Source organism: Bradyrhizobium sp. 191 (assembly GCF_023100985.1).
In the GTDB taxonomy this organism is placed as follows: Bacteria; Pseudomonadota; Alphaproteobacteria; order Rhizobiales; family Xanthobacteraceae; genus Bradyrhizobium; species Bradyrhizobium diversitatis.
The window spans coordinates 1,600,683-1,614,622 of the sequence record NZ_CP064692.1 but is presented as its reverse complement, the minus strand read 5'-3'; the positions used below and the strand labels follow the sequence as shown (position 1 = coordinate 1,614,622).

The 13,940-nt window shown below is 64.9% G+C and carries 14 protein-coding genes; 11 read left to right on the top strand and 3 right to left on the bottom strand.

From position 1 onward, the window contains the following. Positions 1 to 37: 37 nt before the first annotated feature. The 9 genes from IVB23_RS07505 (at position 38) to IVB23_RS07465 (ending at position 10,030) form a co-directional block, all read left to right on the top strand. On the top strand, positions 38 to 1,006 hold the full coding sequence (locus tag IVB23_RS07505) for a tripartite tricarboxylate transporter substrate binding protein (RefSeq protein WP_061883302.1): 969 nt from the start codon (positions 38 to 40) through the stop codon (positions 1,004 to 1,006). After that, positions 1,003 to 1,488: a tripartite tricarboxylate transporter TctB family protein gene (locus IVB23_RS07500; protein WP_197965176.1), complete on the top strand. Its 486-nt coding sequence runs from the start codon at positions 1,003 to 1,005 to the stop codon at positions 1,486 to 1,488. The genes IVB23_RS07505 and IVB23_RS07500 overlap by 4 nt, the downstream gene beginning before the upstream one ends. Continuing rightward, positions 1,488 to 2,987: a tripartite tricarboxylate transporter permease gene (locus tag IVB23_RS07495; protein ID WP_247803108.1), complete on the top strand. Its 1,500-nt coding sequence runs from the start codon at positions 1,488 to 1,490 to the stop codon at positions 2,985 to 2,987. The genes IVB23_RS07500 and IVB23_RS07495 overlap by 1 nt, the downstream gene beginning before the upstream one ends. A gap of 53 nt (positions 2,988 to 3,040) precedes the next feature. After that, the gene (locus IVB23_RS07490) at positions 3,041 to 3,841 is read left to right on the top strand and encodes an NYN domain-containing protein (protein ID WP_061883300.1); all 801 of its coding nucleotides are present in this window, start codon (positions 3,041 to 3,043) and stop codon (positions 3,839 to 3,841) included. 85 nt (positions 3,842 to 3,926) lie between these two features. Further along, complete coding sequence (locus IVB23_RS07485) at positions 3,927 to 5,729, top strand: adenine deaminase C-terminal domain-containing protein (RefSeq protein WP_247803107.1); 1,803 nt, start codon at positions 3,927 to 3,929, stop codon at positions 5,727 to 5,729. A gap of 152 nt (positions 5,730 to 5,881) precedes the next feature. Beyond that, complete coding sequence (gene gcl, locus IVB23_RS07480; protein WP_247803106.1) at positions 5,882 to 7,672, top strand: glyoxylate carboligase; 1,791 nt, start codon at positions 5,882 to 5,884, stop codon at positions 7,670 to 7,672. Between the two features lie 11 nt (positions 7,673 to 7,683). Then, positions 7,684 to 8,469, top strand: coding sequence for a hydroxypyruvate isomerase (hyi, locus tag IVB23_RS07475; RefSeq protein WP_247803105.1), 786 nt, complete (start codon positions 7,684 to 7,686; stop codon positions 8,467 to 8,469). Positions 8,470 to 8,645: 176 nt separating this feature from the next. Next, entirely contained in the window at positions 8,646 to 9,533 is an 888-nt protein-coding gene (locus IVB23_RS07470) for a 2-hydroxy-3-oxopropionate reductase (RefSeq protein WP_197965173.1), read from the top strand. 113 nt (positions 9,534 to 9,646) lie between these two features. After that, positions 9,647 to 10,030 (top strand): DUF1236 domain-containing protein, encoded by a 384-nt coding sequence (locus IVB23_RS07465; RefSeq protein WP_061883295.1) that lies wholly within the window; start codon positions 9,647 to 9,649, stop codon positions 10,028 to 10,030. Positions 10,031 to 10,074: 44 nt separating this feature from the next. Here IVB23_RS07465 and IVB23_RS07460 read toward each other — a convergent pair whose 3' ends face one another. The 3 genes from IVB23_RS07460 to IVB23_RS07450 all read right to left on the bottom strand — a co-directional run bounded on the left by IVB23_RS07460 (position 10,075) and on the right by IVB23_RS07450 (position 11,700). After that, positions 10,075 to 10,452, bottom strand: coding sequence for a VanZ family protein (locus IVB23_RS07460; RefSeq protein ID WP_197965172.1), 378 nt, complete (start codon positions 10,450 to 10,452; stop codon positions 10,075 to 10,077). 76 nt (positions 10,453 to 10,528) lie between these two features. After that, positions 10,529 to 11,125 carry a thiamine pyrophosphate-dependent enzyme gene (locus IVB23_RS07455; protein WP_247803104.1) on the bottom strand — a complete coding sequence of 199 codons (597 nt, stop codon included), beginning with the start codon at positions 11,123 to 11,125 and terminating at the stop codon, positions 10,529 to 10,531. A gap of 8 nt (positions 11,126 to 11,133) precedes the next feature. Then, positions 11,134 to 11,700, bottom strand: a complete 567-nt coding sequence (locus tag IVB23_RS07450) for a thiamine pyrophosphate-binding protein (protein WP_247803103.1) — start codon at positions 11,698 to 11,700, stop codon at positions 11,134 to 11,136. A gap of 241 nt (positions 11,701 to 11,941) precedes the next feature. On the opposite strand from IVB23_RS07450, the gene IVB23_RS07445 reads away from it, so the two are divergent. Next, positions 11,942 to 12,991, top strand: coding sequence for a hydroxyacid dehydrogenase (locus tag IVB23_RS07445; RefSeq protein ID WP_247803102.1), 1,050 nt, complete (start codon positions 11,942 to 11,944; stop codon positions 12,989 to 12,991). A 123-nt stretch (positions 12,992 to 13,114) separates the two neighbouring features. Further along, positions 13,115 to 13,558 carry a flagellar basal body protein gene (locus IVB23_RS07440; RefSeq protein ID WP_247803101.1) on the top strand — a complete coding sequence of 148 codons (444 nt, stop codon included), beginning with the start codon at positions 13,115 to 13,117 and terminating at the stop codon, positions 13,556 to 13,558. Positions 13,559 to 13,940 lie beyond the last annotated feature (382 nt).

Below are 13,940 nucleotides of genomic sequence, written 5' to 3'. Positions count from 1 at the left end.
ATGCGGCAAACGTCCGCATGAGCCTGGAGATGCCCCCATGTTTCGATTTCCCTCGCGCCTTGTCGGCGCGGCCGTCGCGCTGACCCTGGCGGCAGCCAATCCGGCCTTTGCCCAGCAACTCGAGCTCAAGCTGATGGCGCCGGCAGCTCCGGGCGGGGGCTGGGACCAGACCGCGCGCTCGATGCAGCAGGCGCTGGTGGCTTCGGGCGTCGCGCGCAGCGTGCAGGTCACCAATGTTCCCGGTGCCGGCGGCAGCGTCGGCATCGCGCAGTTCGTCAATGGCGCCAAGGGCGACGGCAACCAGATGATGGTCAGCGGCTTCGTCATGGTGGGCGCGCTCGCCATGAACAAGTCGCCGGTGACGCTGGAGCAGGTGACGCCGATTGCCCGCCTCACCGAGGAGATCCAGGTGATCGTGGTTCCCGCGAATTCGCCGATCAAGAATGCGCAGGATCTGGCCGCCGCGGTGAAGGCCGAGATCGCCAAGGTCACCTTCGCCGGAGGCTCGGCCGGCGGTGTGGACCATGTAATGGCAGCGCTGTTCGCCGGCGCCGTCGGCGCCGACGCGAAGAAGATCAACTACATCCCGTTCTCCGGCGGCGGCGAGTCGCTGGCGGCGATCCTCGGCGGCAAGGTCACCGCGGGTATTTCGGGCCTGAGCGAATACGAAGGACAAATCAAGTCCGGCAAGCTGCGCGCGATCGGCGTGACCTCGGAGAAGCGCATTGCCGGCAGCGATATCCCGACCTTCAAGGAGCAGGGCATCGACCTCGTGATCGCAAACTGGCGCTCGGTGGTCGCGCCTCCCGGCCTCACGCCGGAGCAGCGCAAGACCTTGAGCGATGCGGTCGAGAAGATGGTGAAGTCCGACGCCTGGAAGGAGATCCTCAAGCAGAAGGGCTGGGAGGACGCCTATCTCGGCGGCGACGCTTTCGCCGACTTCCTGAAGAAGGAAACGGCGCGCGTCACCGACGTGCTGAAATCGGTCGGCCTCGTCAAGTCATGACCTCCGGCGATCCTGCGCAGCCGCCGCGGCGCGTCGACCGCGCCGGCCTTGTTGTCGCTGCGTTGCTCGCAGGTCTCGCCGCGGTGCTGGTCTGGGATGCACGCGGCCTGCAATCTGCCGCGATGTACGGGATGGGGCCTGAGGCGATGCCGGTTGTGGTCGCCTCCGGCCTCGCGTTGCTCGCGCTCGGCAATTTCATCGACGCGCTACGCGGCAATCTGCCGGCGCGCGAGAGCGCCGATCCCGTGCCGGTGGTCTTGATCCTCATTGGTCTTGCGCTGCTGATCGCGATCATCGGCTTCGGCGGCGGCTTCATCCTGGCGACGTCCGCGCTGTTCGTGACGACGTCGGCCGCGTTTGGGCGGCGTGCCATCCTGGTCGACAGCATCATCGCCCTCGTGATGTCGACCGTCATCTATCTCGCGTTCGACCGCCTGTTGACGCTGAGCCTTCCGGCCGGGCCTCTGGAGCGACTGCTGTGATGGACACTTTTGCCGCGCTGGCCCACGGCATGGCGGTCGCCGTCCAGCCGATGAACCTGCTTTATGCGCTGATCGGCGTGTTCCTCGGCACGGCCGTCGGCGTGCTGCCCGGCATCGGTCCGGCGCTGACGGTCGCGCTGCTGCTGCCGGTAACGTACAAGCTCGATCCCGGCGGCTCGCTGATCATGTTCGCCGGCATCTATTATGGCGGCATGTATGGCGGCTCGACCACCGCGATCCTGATCAACACGCCCGGCGAGAGCGCCTCGATGGCGACCGCGCTCGAAGGCAACAAGATGGCCAAGGCCGGCCGTGGCGGGCCGGCGCTTGCGACCTCCGCGATCGGCTCTTTCGTCGCCGGCACCATCGCCACCATCGGACTCGCCTTCCTTGCGCCGTGGCTGGTCGATTTCGCCGTGCGCTTTGGCCCGGAGGATTACTTCGCGCTGATGTGCGTCGCCTTCGTCACGGTGTCGGCGACCTTCGGAGATTCGCCGATCCGCGGCCTGACCAGCTTGTTCATCGGCCTGACGCTGGGCCTCGTCGGCATCGACAAGCTGACCGGCCAGGCGCGGCTCGCGTTTGGCATCCCCGAGCTGCTCGACGGTGTCGAGGTGACGACGCTCGCGGTCGGCTTGTTCGCGGTGGGCGAGGCGCTCTATGTCGCATCGCGCCGCCACCACACCGAGGAGAAGCTCGAGCCGGTGCGCGGCTCGCTGTGGATGACAAAGGAGGATTGGAAGCGATCGTGGAAACCGTGGCTGCGCGGCACCATGTTCGGCTTTCCGATCGGCGCCCTGCCTGCGGGCGGCGCCGAGATCCCGACCTTCCTGTCCTATTCGACCGAGAAGCGCCTGACCAAACACCCCGAAGAATTCGGCAAGGGCGCGATCGAAGGGGTGGCGGGACCGGAAGCGGCCAACAACGCCTCAGCCGCCGGCACGCTGGTGCCGCTGCTCACGCTCGGACTGCCGACCTCGGCAACCGCCGCGATGATGCTGGCGGGCTTCCAGCAATACGGCCTCAACCCGGGCCCGCTGCTGTTCGCCGAGCGGCCCGACCTGGTGTGGGGCCTGATCGCAAGCCTCTTCATCGCCAACATGATGCTGCTGGTGCTCAACCTGCCGCTGGTCGGCCTGTGGGTGCGACTGCTCGCGATCCCGCAGCCCTGGCTCTATGCCGGCATCCTCATGTTCGCGACCATGGGCACCATCGCGGCAAAGCCGTCGGTGGTCGAATTGTCGATGCTGGCCGGCTTCGGCGTGCTCGGCTTTTTGATGCGCCGGTTCGATTTCCCGATCGCGCCCGTGGTCGTCGGCCTGATCCTCGGCCCGATCGCCGAAAGCCAATTGCGTCGCGCACTCGCGATCAGCCTCGGCGATCCCATGACGCTGGTCCAAAGCCCGATCTCGGCGACGCTACTGGCCGTGGCGTTGATCGCACTGCTGGCGCCCTTCGTGCTGAAGGGGCTCGGGCGATTCAAGGCGAACGAGGATTAGCCGCTAAGACGCACGCATGTTCTAATGCTGCGTCCATCCTGTGGAGAAATGCCATGCCGTCCGAACTTCGCTCGCCTCGTCTGGCCGTCCTGATCGACGCCGACAATGCCTCTGCGAAGATCGCGGATGGACTTTTCGAGGAGATTGCCAAGATCGGCGAGGCCAGCGTCCGACGCATCTACGGCGACTTCTCCAATGCGCGTTCCAGGGCCTGGGCCGACATTCTGTCGAAGCACGCCATCATCCCGCAGCAGCAATTCGCTTATACGACGGGAAAGAATGCGTCCGACATCACCCTGGTCATCGACGCGATGGACCTGCTGCACAGCGGCCGCTTCGATGGCTTCTGCCTGGTGTCTTCCGACAGCGACTTTACTCGTCTCGCCGCCCGCATCCGGGAGCAGGGAGTCGACGTCTTCGGGTTCGGCGAGCAGAAGACGCCGGAAAGCTTCAGGCAGGCCTGCCGGAGATTCGTCTATACCGAGAACCTGCTTGCCGCCCCGGCGAACACCCAGGATGCCGCCACGAGGTCGCCGCTGCTCCAACCCCCTGACGCAGCGATCCCCATGATCAAGAAAGTCATCGCCCAGATGGAAAGCGAAGACGGATGGGTTTCTCTCGGGGAAGTCGGAAAAGGGCTTACCAACCTCGCCCCCGATTTCGATTCGAGAACCTACGGTTCCCGCAAGCTGAGCGATCTTGTGCGAAAGACAAATTCCTTCGAAATCGATGAATCCAAGGGCCGGTCAATGCGCATACGGGTCAAGCCCACTGCCGCACCATCGCCAAGACGGCGGAGCCCGCGCAGACCTGTAAGGTCGGGGTCGGCAGGAGGTTCGGCGCCTGGGGCTTGAGCAGGGCGTGCTGCTATATTTGCGCTTGCCCCGCTCGGCGCGGGGCGTAACCATCGCTTGGCCGTAACGCCACGCGAGGGTCACTATGACAAGACTTACCCGCTTCGCCGTCGCACCGCTGCATGCGATGACCCGGCGCCTCGCCGACGTCGCCTCGGCGCGCGTTGCGCCCGATCTCGTCGTCACGGGGGCTCGGGTGCTCTCGACCTATTCGGAGCGCATCCATCCAGGCCGCGAGGTCTGGATCACCGGCGGCCGCATCGCTGCGGTGAAGCCGGCCGGCACGGCGAAGAAGGTCTGGAGCGGCGTGCCGCTCTATGATGCGGCCGGCGGCATCATCGCGCCGGGGCTGGTCGATCCGCACATCCACATCGAATCCTCGATGGTGACGGCCTGTGCCTACGCGGAAGCTGCGCTGCTCAACGGAACCACCACGATCTTCTGCGACAGCCACGAGATCGGCAACGTCATGGACGTCGCCGGCGTCGAGGCGATGCTGGAGGACGCGCGCGAGGCGCCGCTCTCGATCTTCCTGACGGTGCCGAGCACGGTGCCGGCAACATCCGCGGAACTGGAAACCGCTGGCGGCGACCTCACGCCGGACAAGATCGCGGGCCTGTTCGATCGCTGGCCGGAGGCGGTCGCACTCGGCGAGAAGATGGATTTCGTGCCAGTCACGATGGGCGACGAGCGCAGCCATGCCATTCTCGCCGCGGCCCTGAAGCGGGGGCGTCCGGTGTCGGGTCATGTCTATGGCCGCGAGTTCGTCGCCGCCTATGCGGCGAGCGGCATTACCGATACGCACGAGGCGATCGACCGCGACATCGCCGACGATCTGCTCGATGCCGGCGTCTGGGTGTTCTTGCGTGGCGGCCCGCCGACGACGCCCTGGCATTCGCTGCCGCAGGCAATCCGGACGATTACCGAACTCGGGGCCTCGCACAAGCGCACGGCCGTCTGCACAGATGATCGCGATGCCGACGATCTGCTGCTGTTTGGCCTCGACTGGGTGGTGCGCGAGGCGGTGAAGGCGGGGATGTCGCCGGAGCAGGCCTGGTCGATGGGCTCGCTGCATGGCGCGACCCGCTTCGGCATGGATGGCGAGATCGGCGGACTCGGCGGCGGCCGCCGCGCCGATCTCGTGCTGATGGACGACCAGCTCAAGCCGCAATGCACCTGGTATGGCGGCGAGCTCGTGGTCGAGCGCGGCAAGATCACTGACAGTCTCGATCAGGCGCTGTCGAAGCGCTATCAATATCCGAAGGCGGCCTATGCGACGGTGAGGCTGCCGGAGAAGATGAAGTTGACGCCGGAGCTACCCGCGAAGGCCTGCACCGTCAATGCGATCAAGACCGCGCTGCCCGGCATCACGCTGATTCACGAGAAGGTGGCGATCGAAGCCGCAAAGGATTGGCCGTCGCTGTTCGAGCGCTACGGACTTTGCTTCGTCACGGTCGTCGAGCGCCATGGCAAGTCGGCCGGCAATGTCGCCCATGGCCTTCTCAAGGATTTCGGCCTGAAGCGCGGCGCGGTCGCCTCCAGCGTCGGCCACGACAGCCACAACATCATCGTCGCCGGCACCAACGAGCCGGACATGCAGGTGGCGATCGCTGCGATCAAGGAGCACCAGGGCGGCGTTTGCGTCGTCGCCGACGGCAAGGTGAGGGCGCTGGTTCCGCTGCCCATTGCCGGGCTGCTCTCCGACAGGCGCGTCACCGAAGTGGCGGAAGAAGTGAAGGTGCTGAAGAAGGAATGGGTGGAGGCCGGCTGTACCATCCCCTACATGGGCTTCAATTTGATTCCCCTATCAGTCATTCCGGAAATTCGCATCACCGACAAGGGCCTCGTGCTGGTGCCGCAGATGGAGCTGGCGCCGCTGTTCGAGTGATCCGCTTTCACGCATTCCTCGATATAACCGATTGAGACCGCCGCGATTTTTCGGCGGCTGCCGCATCGTGGAAAACAAAATCGATCTTGTTGAGATAGCTCCTTGCGCATCTGATGATCTCGCTCGCTGACTTGAACCAAGCGAGGTCCGATATGGCGAAGATGCGAGCTGTCGATGCGGCCGTGCGAATCCTGGAGAAGGAGGGCATCTCGACCGCCTTCGGGGTTCCCGGGGCTGCGATCAATCCGCTTTACTCGGCGCTGAAGAAGCGCGGTTCGATCCGCCACATCCTGGCGCGGCATGTCGAGGGCGCCTCGCACATGGCGGAGGGCTATACGCGGGCCAAGGCCGGCAATATCGGCGTCTGCATCGGCACCTCGGGGCCGGCCGGCACCGATATGATCACCGGGCTCTATTCGGCGATCGCCGATTCCATCCCGATCCTCTGCATCACCGGACAGGCGCCGCGGGCGCGGCTGTACAAGGAAGATTTCCAGGCGGTCGATATTGAGTCGATCGCAAAGCCGGTGACCAAATGGGCGGTCACCGTGCGTGAGCCGGCGCTGGTGCCGCGCGTGTTCAGCCAAGCCTTTCATGTGATGCGCTCGGGTCGGCCGGGGCCGGTGTTGATCGACATGCCGCTCGACGTGCAACTCGCCGAGATCGAGTTCGACGACGAGACTTATGAGCCGCTGCCGGCCTACAAGCCCGCCGCAACACGCAAGCAGGTCGAGAAGGCGCTGGAGATGCTGAACGCGGCCGAGCGGCCGCTGATCGTCGCCGGCGGCGGCATCATCAATGCCGATGCCTCGGATCTGCTGGTCGAGTTTGCCGAGATCGCCAACGTGCCCGTTGTCCCGACGCTGATGGGATGGGGCGCGATCCCCGACGACCATGTGCTGATGGCCGGCATGGTCGGGCTTCAGACCAGCCACCGCTACGGCAATGCCACGCTGCTGGAATCCGATTTCGTGCTCGGTATCGGCAACCGCTGGGCCAACCGCCACACCGGCTCGGTCGAGACCTACACCAAGGGCCGCACCTTCGTGCATGTCGATATCGAACCGACGCAGATCGGGCGCGTGTTCAATCCCGATCTCGGCATCGTCTCGGATGCGAAGGCTGCGCTCGAGCTGTTCGTCACGGTTGCCAGGGAGTGGCGCCGGTCAGGCAGGCTTCGCGAGCGCCAGGCGTGGCCCGCTGCCTGCCGCGATCGCAAGAAGACGATGCTGCGCAAGAGCCATTTCGACAACGTCCCGATCAAGCCGCAGCGCGTCTATGAGGAGATGAACAAGGCGTTCGGCCGCGACACCACTTATGTCACCGTGATCGGCCTGTCGCAGATCGCTGGCGCGCAATTCCTCGGCGTCTACAAGCCGCGCAACTGGATCAACGCCGGACAGGCGGGACCGCTCGGCTGGACGCTCCCCGCCGCGCTCGGCGTGCGTGCGGCGTGCCCGGATCGCGACATCGTTGCGCTCTCCGGCGACTACGACTTCCAGTTCCTGATCGAGGAGCTCGCGGTCGGCGCGCAGTTCAATCTGCCCTACATCCACGTCGTCGTGAACAATTCCTATCTCGGCCTGATCCGCCAGGCCCAGCGCGGCTTCGAGATGGACTATCAAGTCCAGCTCTCCTTCGAGAACATCAACGCACCCGAGATCGGCGTCTACGGCGTCGACCATGTTGCGGTCGCCGAAGGCCTCGGCTGCAAGGCGATCCGCGTCACCCGCCCCGAGGACACGCAAGCGGCGTTCGCCACCGCGCGCGAACTCATGGCCAGGCATCGCGTGCCCGTGGTGGTCGAATTCATCCTCGAACGCGTCACCAACATCGCGATGGGCAGCGAGATCGACAACATCGTCGAGTTCGAGGAGGTGCTGGACCTCCCGCTCGACGAGGTCGAGCGGGCGCGCCCGGGCGTGCTGCAGCCGGCGGAATAGGGGAGAACATCATGCCGAAGTTTGCCGCCAACCTCACCATGCTCTTCAACGAGATGCCGTTCCTCGACCGCTTTGCCGCGGCGAAGGCGGCGGGCTTTGCCGGGGTCGAGTATCTCTTTCCCTATGATTTCGACAAGGCGCAGCTGCGCGAACAATTGGAGGCCCACGGGCTGACGCAGGTGCTGCACAATCTGCCGGCCGGCAACTGGGCGGCGGGCGAGCGGGGCATTGCCATCCTGCCCGATCGCGTCAGTGAATTCCGCGACGGCGTATTCCGCGCCATCGACTATGCCAAGGCACTCGATTGCGAGCAGCTCAACTGCCTCGTCGGCATCGCGCCTGCCGATGCGGAACGGCGCGAGCTGAATGAGACCCTGCTCGGAAATTTGCGCTTCGCCGCCTCGACTCTGGCACGGGAGAACATCAAGCTGCTGGTCGAGCCGATCAACACGCTCGACATTCCCGGCTTCTATCTCAACGGCACCGAGCAGGCGGTGCAGCTGATCTCGGACGTGCGGTCGAACAACCTCTTCATCCAGTACGACATCTATCACATGCAGATCATGGAAGGCGACCTCGCTCGCACCATGCAGGAATATCTACCTGAGATCGCCCACATCCAGCTCGCCGACAATCCCGGCCGCCACGAGCCCGGCACCGGCGAGATCAACTATCCCTTCCTGTTCCGTCATCTCGACGCGATCGGCTATCGCGGCTGGATCGGCTGCGAATACAAGCCCCGCACCACGACGCTCGAAGGACTTTCGTGGCACGCCGCACAGACGTTTGAGACGTAGTGGATATCGAAGCCACAGTGACGGTGCACTCCCTCTCCCGCAAGCTTGCGGGAGAGCGTTGGGGAGAGGGTGCTTCCGCAATGGGATTCGCGGTGCGGTGAAAATCCCCAAGCGGATAAAGCCCTCACCCGGCGCCAACGGATGAATCTTGCATATGCAACTGAGGAAAGCTTGACATGATCGACATCGGCTTCATTGGACTTGGCACCATGGGACGGCCGATGGCCGGCCATCTCCTGGCCGCGGGCCATCGCGTTTTCCTGCATGACGTTGGGCCCGTGGCGCCGGAGCTGATTGCGGCCGGCGGCATTCCCTGCAACTCCGGCAAGCAGGTGGCGGAGGAGGCGGATGCGGTCATCATCATGGTGCCGGATACGCCGCATGTCGAAGCTGTGCTGTTCGGCAAGGACGGGGTGGCGAGCGGCATTTCCAAGGGCAAGATCGTGGTCGACATGAGCTCGATCTCGCCGCTGGCGACGAAGGAGTTTGCGAAGAGGATCGAGGCGCTTGGCGCTGACTATCTCGATGCGCCGGTGTCGGGCGGGGAGGTCGGAGCGAAAGCTGCGAGCCTCACCATCATGGTCGGCGGGCCGGAGCGGGCTTTTGGCACCATGAAGCCGATCTTCGACAGGATGGGCAAGAATGTCACGCATGTCGGCGCCAATGGCGACGGGCAGACGACGAAGGTCGCCAACCAGATCATCGTCGCACTGACAATCGAGGCCGTGAGCGAAGCGCTTCTGTTCGCATCCAAGGCCGGCGCGAACCCGGCGCTGGTGCGCAAGGCGCTGATGGGCGGCTTCGCCTCGTCGCGGATTCTCGAAGTGCATGGCGAGCGCATGGTGAAGCGCAATTTCGATCCGGGCTTCCGCATCGAGCTGCACCAGAAGGATCTCAACCTCGCGCTCGAAGGCGCTCGCTCGCTCGGCTTGTCGCTGCCGAGCACGGCAGTGGCGCAGCAACTGTTCTCGTCCTGCACGGCGCATGGCGGCAAGGCGTGGGATCATTCGGCGATGGTGCGGGCGCTGGAACTGATGGCGGGGCACGAGATCGCCGCAGCCTGATGTGTTACGGCGTAACAGTCTCCGGATTCTGGCGCTTCTTCGCCGTAGGGAACCGGAACAATGCCTCCGCCCCGCGGTTGAAGGCGCAGGACAATCACTGGAGTGATAAGCACATGAAAACCCGTCTTGCGATTACGTTCGCCGCCGCCTCGCTGCTGGCGTCGAGCGCAGCCTTCGCCCAGTCAACGACCGAACAAGGCGCCAGGGACGGCGCGCGTGCAGGTGGCGACATCGGCGGACCGATCGGCGCAATGGTTGGCGGCACCGTTGGCGCGGCCGTCGGCGCCGGCCTCGAAATTCCGAATGCCGTGCTGGGCGGAATCCCGCGCAGCGATTCGGTCGTCGTGGAGGAGCGCGTTGTCGTCGGCGAGCCGCTGCCGCCCAGCGTTGTGCTCCGTCCGGTGCCGAACTACACCGAGTATCGCTATGCGGTCGTGAACGATCGCCGCGTGATCGTCGAGCCGCGCACCCGCCGCGTCGTCAAGATCATCGACTGATCGGCGGCAATCCCAGGCGCTGAGAAGACAGGCCCTGCGGAGTCTCACTCCGCGGGGCCTTCGCTTGTCAGGGCAGCGCTGGTGCGAAAGCGCGCGAGCAGCCAATCGGCCGCGGCGGCGAGCGCAAAGCCGAGGCAGGCGGTGGCGGCATCGACCAGAAAATCCTCCAGCCGCGCATGGCGGCCGGGTGCCCAAAATTGCATCAGTTCGAGCACGCCAATCAGCACGACCGCGGCGGCTGCGACCAGCAGACGTCTTCGCCGATAGGCGAGGCCGAACGCCAGTCCCACCAGGATGAAGGCGAGCGCATGTTCGCCGTCCTGGCCGAGGTCGGAATGGGGCCGCAGGCCGGGGGGACCGAGGGTGGCGAAAGTGACGGCGGCCGCGAGCAGCCAGGCAATGCTACGAATGAAAAAGGACATCCGGATCGCTTAGCACGGATCTGGCGGGGTTGTCGCGAGGTCGGCATCAGATCGCCGTGTAGTTAATGACAAAATGTTAAAGTGGCTCGCGCACGCCGAGGCCGTGCATGAAGCGTTCCCGGATCTGCACGGGGTCGCGGCGGGTGGTGCCCACGCCCGGCTTGTCGTCGATCCGGACTGCGATCAGGCCCGGCTCGGTTGTTGCCATCGCCTCGTCGACCAGTCGCTCGAAGTCCTCCTCGTCGGCGGCCCAGGCGCTGTTGGCGAGGCCGGAGCCGATGGCGATGGCGACGATGTCGGCGATACCAGCTGCCGGTGTCGGTTGCGCGCCGGTGATTTGATAGACGCCGTTGTCCATCACGATCATCGTCAGGTTTTTCGGCTTCAGGGCTGCAATCGTCGACAGCGCGCCGAGCTGCATCAGCAGCGAGCCGTCGCCTTCGAGTGCGAAGACGCGACGGCCGGGCTGCGCCAGCGCCACCCCGAGCGCGATCGGAAAGGCGAGCCCCATGCTGCCCAGCATGTAGAAATTCTGCGGGCGGTGGCCGGCGGCCCAGAGATCGAAATTGGTGTTGCCGATGCCGCCGATCACGGCTTCCTCGTGCTTGAGCTTCGCGACGAGGCGCGAGGTGACGTCAAAGCGGTTCATGACCTTGGTGTTGCGCGTGTTCATGACCGGCCTCACTTGTCGAAGACCTTGCCGCCCGTAAGCAGCGGGTTGAGGATCAACGCCACCGGCGCCTGCGTGGTGACGGCCTGCTTGATCGAGCGGTCCGTGATGAATTCGAGCTCGTCGAGCCGGGTGATGGTGTGGTGCTCCAGCGCCAGCGAATCGAGCACCGGGCGCATGGTCCGGCAGACCAGCGACTGGCCGTAGTTGAACTCGCCGAGCGTGCCGCGCTCGGACACGAACATGATCAGCGGGACCTGGTAGGGCACCGCGAGCGAGGCCAGCACGTTGGCCAGCGTGGCAAAGCCGGAGGTCTGCATCAGCACCGCGCCGCGCCGTCCGCCCATCCAGGCGCCGGAGACGATGCCAACCGCCTCCTCCTCGCGGGCGGTGGCAAAGGTGGTGAAGAAGGGATCGGCGTGCAGGTTCTTGATCAGCGGCGTCAGCACGCGGTCGGGCACGTAGGGGATGAGGCTGATCTCGTTCCGCCTCAACGTTTGCAGGACGATGCCGTGCCAGCTTCCTTCACCGGAGCCTTGCGCCGCCTGGGGCGAGGTCCGTTGTTCCGCAATCGCCATTGCGTTCTCCCTTCAGCCGCGCCTGCTTCTTTCTGGCCGTCGCGGCGGCCCGCCGAACTTGACGCAGGCAGTGGGATTGTCAACATGTCCGCGCCGGCACCGTGATCTGCGCCAGAAGGCCTGCCGTGGCCGGCTCCGCCATGTCATAAGTGCGGCAATGGAGAAACGGGAGGAAGCACCGGAGGCAGCGCGTCGCGCCGACCTTGTCGAGCTCCCTCGCGAGCGAGCCTGAAGGGTCCTGATGTCCGTCAACAACAAGCGCGTCTTCTACGTCAAATACCTCGCCAATCCGATCTACATCGACATTCTGAAGGCGCGGCCCGACGTCCGGCTCGATCGCATCGAGAATGAGAGCCCTGAAGATTTCTATGCTCCGATCCTGAGCGCGGCCCATGTCTACCAGATCGGCGCGGCCCGCGACGAACTGGCGCCGCATTTCCACGTCGATGCCGCCTTTCTGAAGCGGACGCCAAAATTGCTGCTGGTCTCCAGCAATGGCGCGGGCTTCGACCCTGTTGACGTCGAGGCCTGCACGGACGCGGGGGTTCTGGTCGTCAACCAGTCCGGCGGCAATGCCCATTCGGTTGCCGAGCATGCGCTGGCGATGATGTTGACGTTGTCCAAGCGCATCATCCAGTCGGATCGCCGCCTGCGCCGCGAGCGCGACGTCAACCGCAACGAACTTGTCGGCAATGAGGTCGAGGGCAAGACCATCGGCATCATCGGCCTCGGGAATGTCGGCCGGCGCATCGCCGCCCTGTGCAAGGACCTGCTCGGCATGACGGTGCTGGCCTACGACCCGTATTTGTCGGCCGAAGTGATGGCGGAGCGGGGCGGGGAGAAGGTCGAGCTCGACGAGCTCCTGCGCCGCGCCGATTTCGTCTCGATCTCTTGCCCCCTCAACAAAGGCAGCCGCAACATGATCAGCGTGCGTGAATTCGCGCTGATGCAGCCGCATGCCTATTTCATCACCACCGCGCGCGGCTTCATCCACGACGAGGACGCGTTGCTTCAGGCGCTGCGCGACAAGCGCATTGCGGGTGCCGGCCTCGACGTCTGGTCCAAGGAGCCACCGCCGCCGGAGCATCCGCTGCTCCAGTTCGACAACGTGCTGGCGAGCCCGCACACGGCAGGCGTCACCATCGAGGCGCGCCAGAACATGGGCCGAATCGCCGCCGAGCAGGTGCTGGATGTGCTCGACGGCAAGCGCCCGCCGCGCATCATCAATCCCGAAGTCTGGCCGCGCTATGCGGAGCGCTTCAAGCAGGCTTTTGGTGTGACGCCCGGGTAAGGGCCGGCCGCGCCAGGTTGGGTTGCGCTCCGATCATTGGTTACCACGATTGAAAGCCAAAGCGCCGCATCTTATCGATCGGGTAAGTGAACGCGTATCACTTGTTCCTGTAGTTTAAAGTCCATGAGCATCTTTTCGATCGCGACATCCGGACTTTCTGCGGCAAGTTTGCGCGTGAACGTGGCCGCGAGCAATATCGCCAACGTCCGCACGACCGGCCCGCTGCCAGCATCCGGCGGCACGTCGGCCAGTGCAGCCAGCTCGAGCACGAGTTCGACTTATCCCGCGGCTTATGTGCCGTTGCGCGTCGATCAGGTCGACCAATCGAGTGGCTCGATGCCAGGCGGCACGAAAGCGGCCGTGTCGACGGTTTCGCCGAGCTATATCGCACAATCCGACCCGGGCGCCCCCTTCGCAAACCAGGACGGCCTGGTCGCGGCGCCGAATGTCGATATCACCCGCGAATTCGTTGAGCTGGCGGCCGCAAAGTACAGCTTCATCGCCAATACGAAGGTCATTCAGGCCTACTCGGAGACGACGGAGTCGCTGCTCGACATCACGACGTGATGGCTGGTGTCGGCTCTGTCCCACCTGCCTTCGCTCGTCCGCCTCTACCGGCGAGATGCCAGGGCACAGGAACGCGGGCGGTGGCCATCTCGACCACATGACGTGCGAGGCCGTGTTCAAGCAGCTCGGCACCAAGTTCGGGTAGACCGGCTATGGGCCTCGTGCAGCGCGGCATGAGGATCGGAAACGTCGGAACTTTCGTGACTTCGGTGTCGGAGACGAGGTGCAAGGCAAGATCCTCGCGGGGGGCGGCCGGAATTCCGGCGTATCCCCGGCCGGCAGGTTCCGCAATGGATTGTCCGTTCCGCCTTGATCCGCGTCAAAATCTCCTTCCCCGCTCCGCCCTAAATGGGACTAGAGTGCTGCGAGGGCAGCAGGAGGT

Excerpts from the sequence above, each read along its gene's own strand:
- IVB23_RS07505 (WP_061883302.1), top strand. The coding sequence starts at position 38 with ATGTTTCGATTTCCCTCGCGCCTTGTCGGCGCGGCCGTCGCGCTGACC.
- IVB23_RS07500 (WP_197965176.1), top strand. The coding sequence starts at position 1,003 with ATGACCTCCGGCGATCCTGCGCAGCCGCCGCGGCGCGTCGACCGCGCC.
- IVB23_RS07495 (WP_247803108.1), top strand. The coding sequence starts at position 1,488 with ATGGACACTTTTGCCGCGCTGGCCCACGGCATGGCGGTCGCCGTCCAG.
- IVB23_RS07490 (WP_061883300.1), top strand. The coding sequence starts at position 3,041 with ATGCCGTCCGAACTTCGCTCGCCTCGTCTGGCCGTCCTGATCGACGCC.
- IVB23_RS07485 (WP_247803107.1), top strand. The coding sequence starts at position 3,927 with ATGACAAGACTTACCCGCTTCGCCGTCGCACCGCTGCATGCGATGACC.
- gcl (WP_247803106.1), top strand. The coding sequence starts at position 5,882 with ATGGCGAAGATGCGAGCTGTCGATGCGGCCGTGCGAATCCTGGAGAAG.
- hyi (WP_247803105.1), top strand. The coding sequence starts at position 7,684 with ATGCCGAAGTTTGCCGCCAACCTCACCATGCTCTTCAACGAGATGCCG.
- IVB23_RS07470 (WP_197965173.1), top strand. The coding sequence starts at position 8,646 with ATGATCGACATCGGCTTCATTGGACTTGGCACCATGGGACGGCCGATG.
- IVB23_RS07465 (WP_061883295.1), top strand. The coding sequence starts at position 9,647 with ATGAAAACCCGTCTTGCGATTACGTTCGCCGCCGCCTCGCTGCTGGCG.
- IVB23_RS07460 (WP_197965172.1), bottom strand. The coding sequence starts at position 10,452 with ATGTCCTTTTTCATTCGTAGCATTGCCTGGCTGCTCGCGGCCGCCGTC.
- IVB23_RS07455 (WP_247803104.1), bottom strand. The coding sequence starts at position 11,125 with ATGAACACGCGCAACACCAAGGTCATGAACCGCTTTGACGTCACCTCG.
- IVB23_RS07450 (WP_247803103.1), bottom strand. The coding sequence starts at position 11,700 with ATGGCGATTGCGGAACAACGGACCTCGCCCCAGGCGGCGCAAGGCTCC.
- IVB23_RS07445 (WP_247803102.1), top strand. The coding sequence starts at position 11,942 with ATGTCCGTCAACAACAAGCGCGTCTTCTACGTCAAATACCTCGCCAAT.
- IVB23_RS07440 (WP_247803101.1), top strand. The coding sequence starts at position 13,115 with ATGAGCATCTTTTCGATCGCGACATCCGGACTTTCTGCGGCAAGTTTG.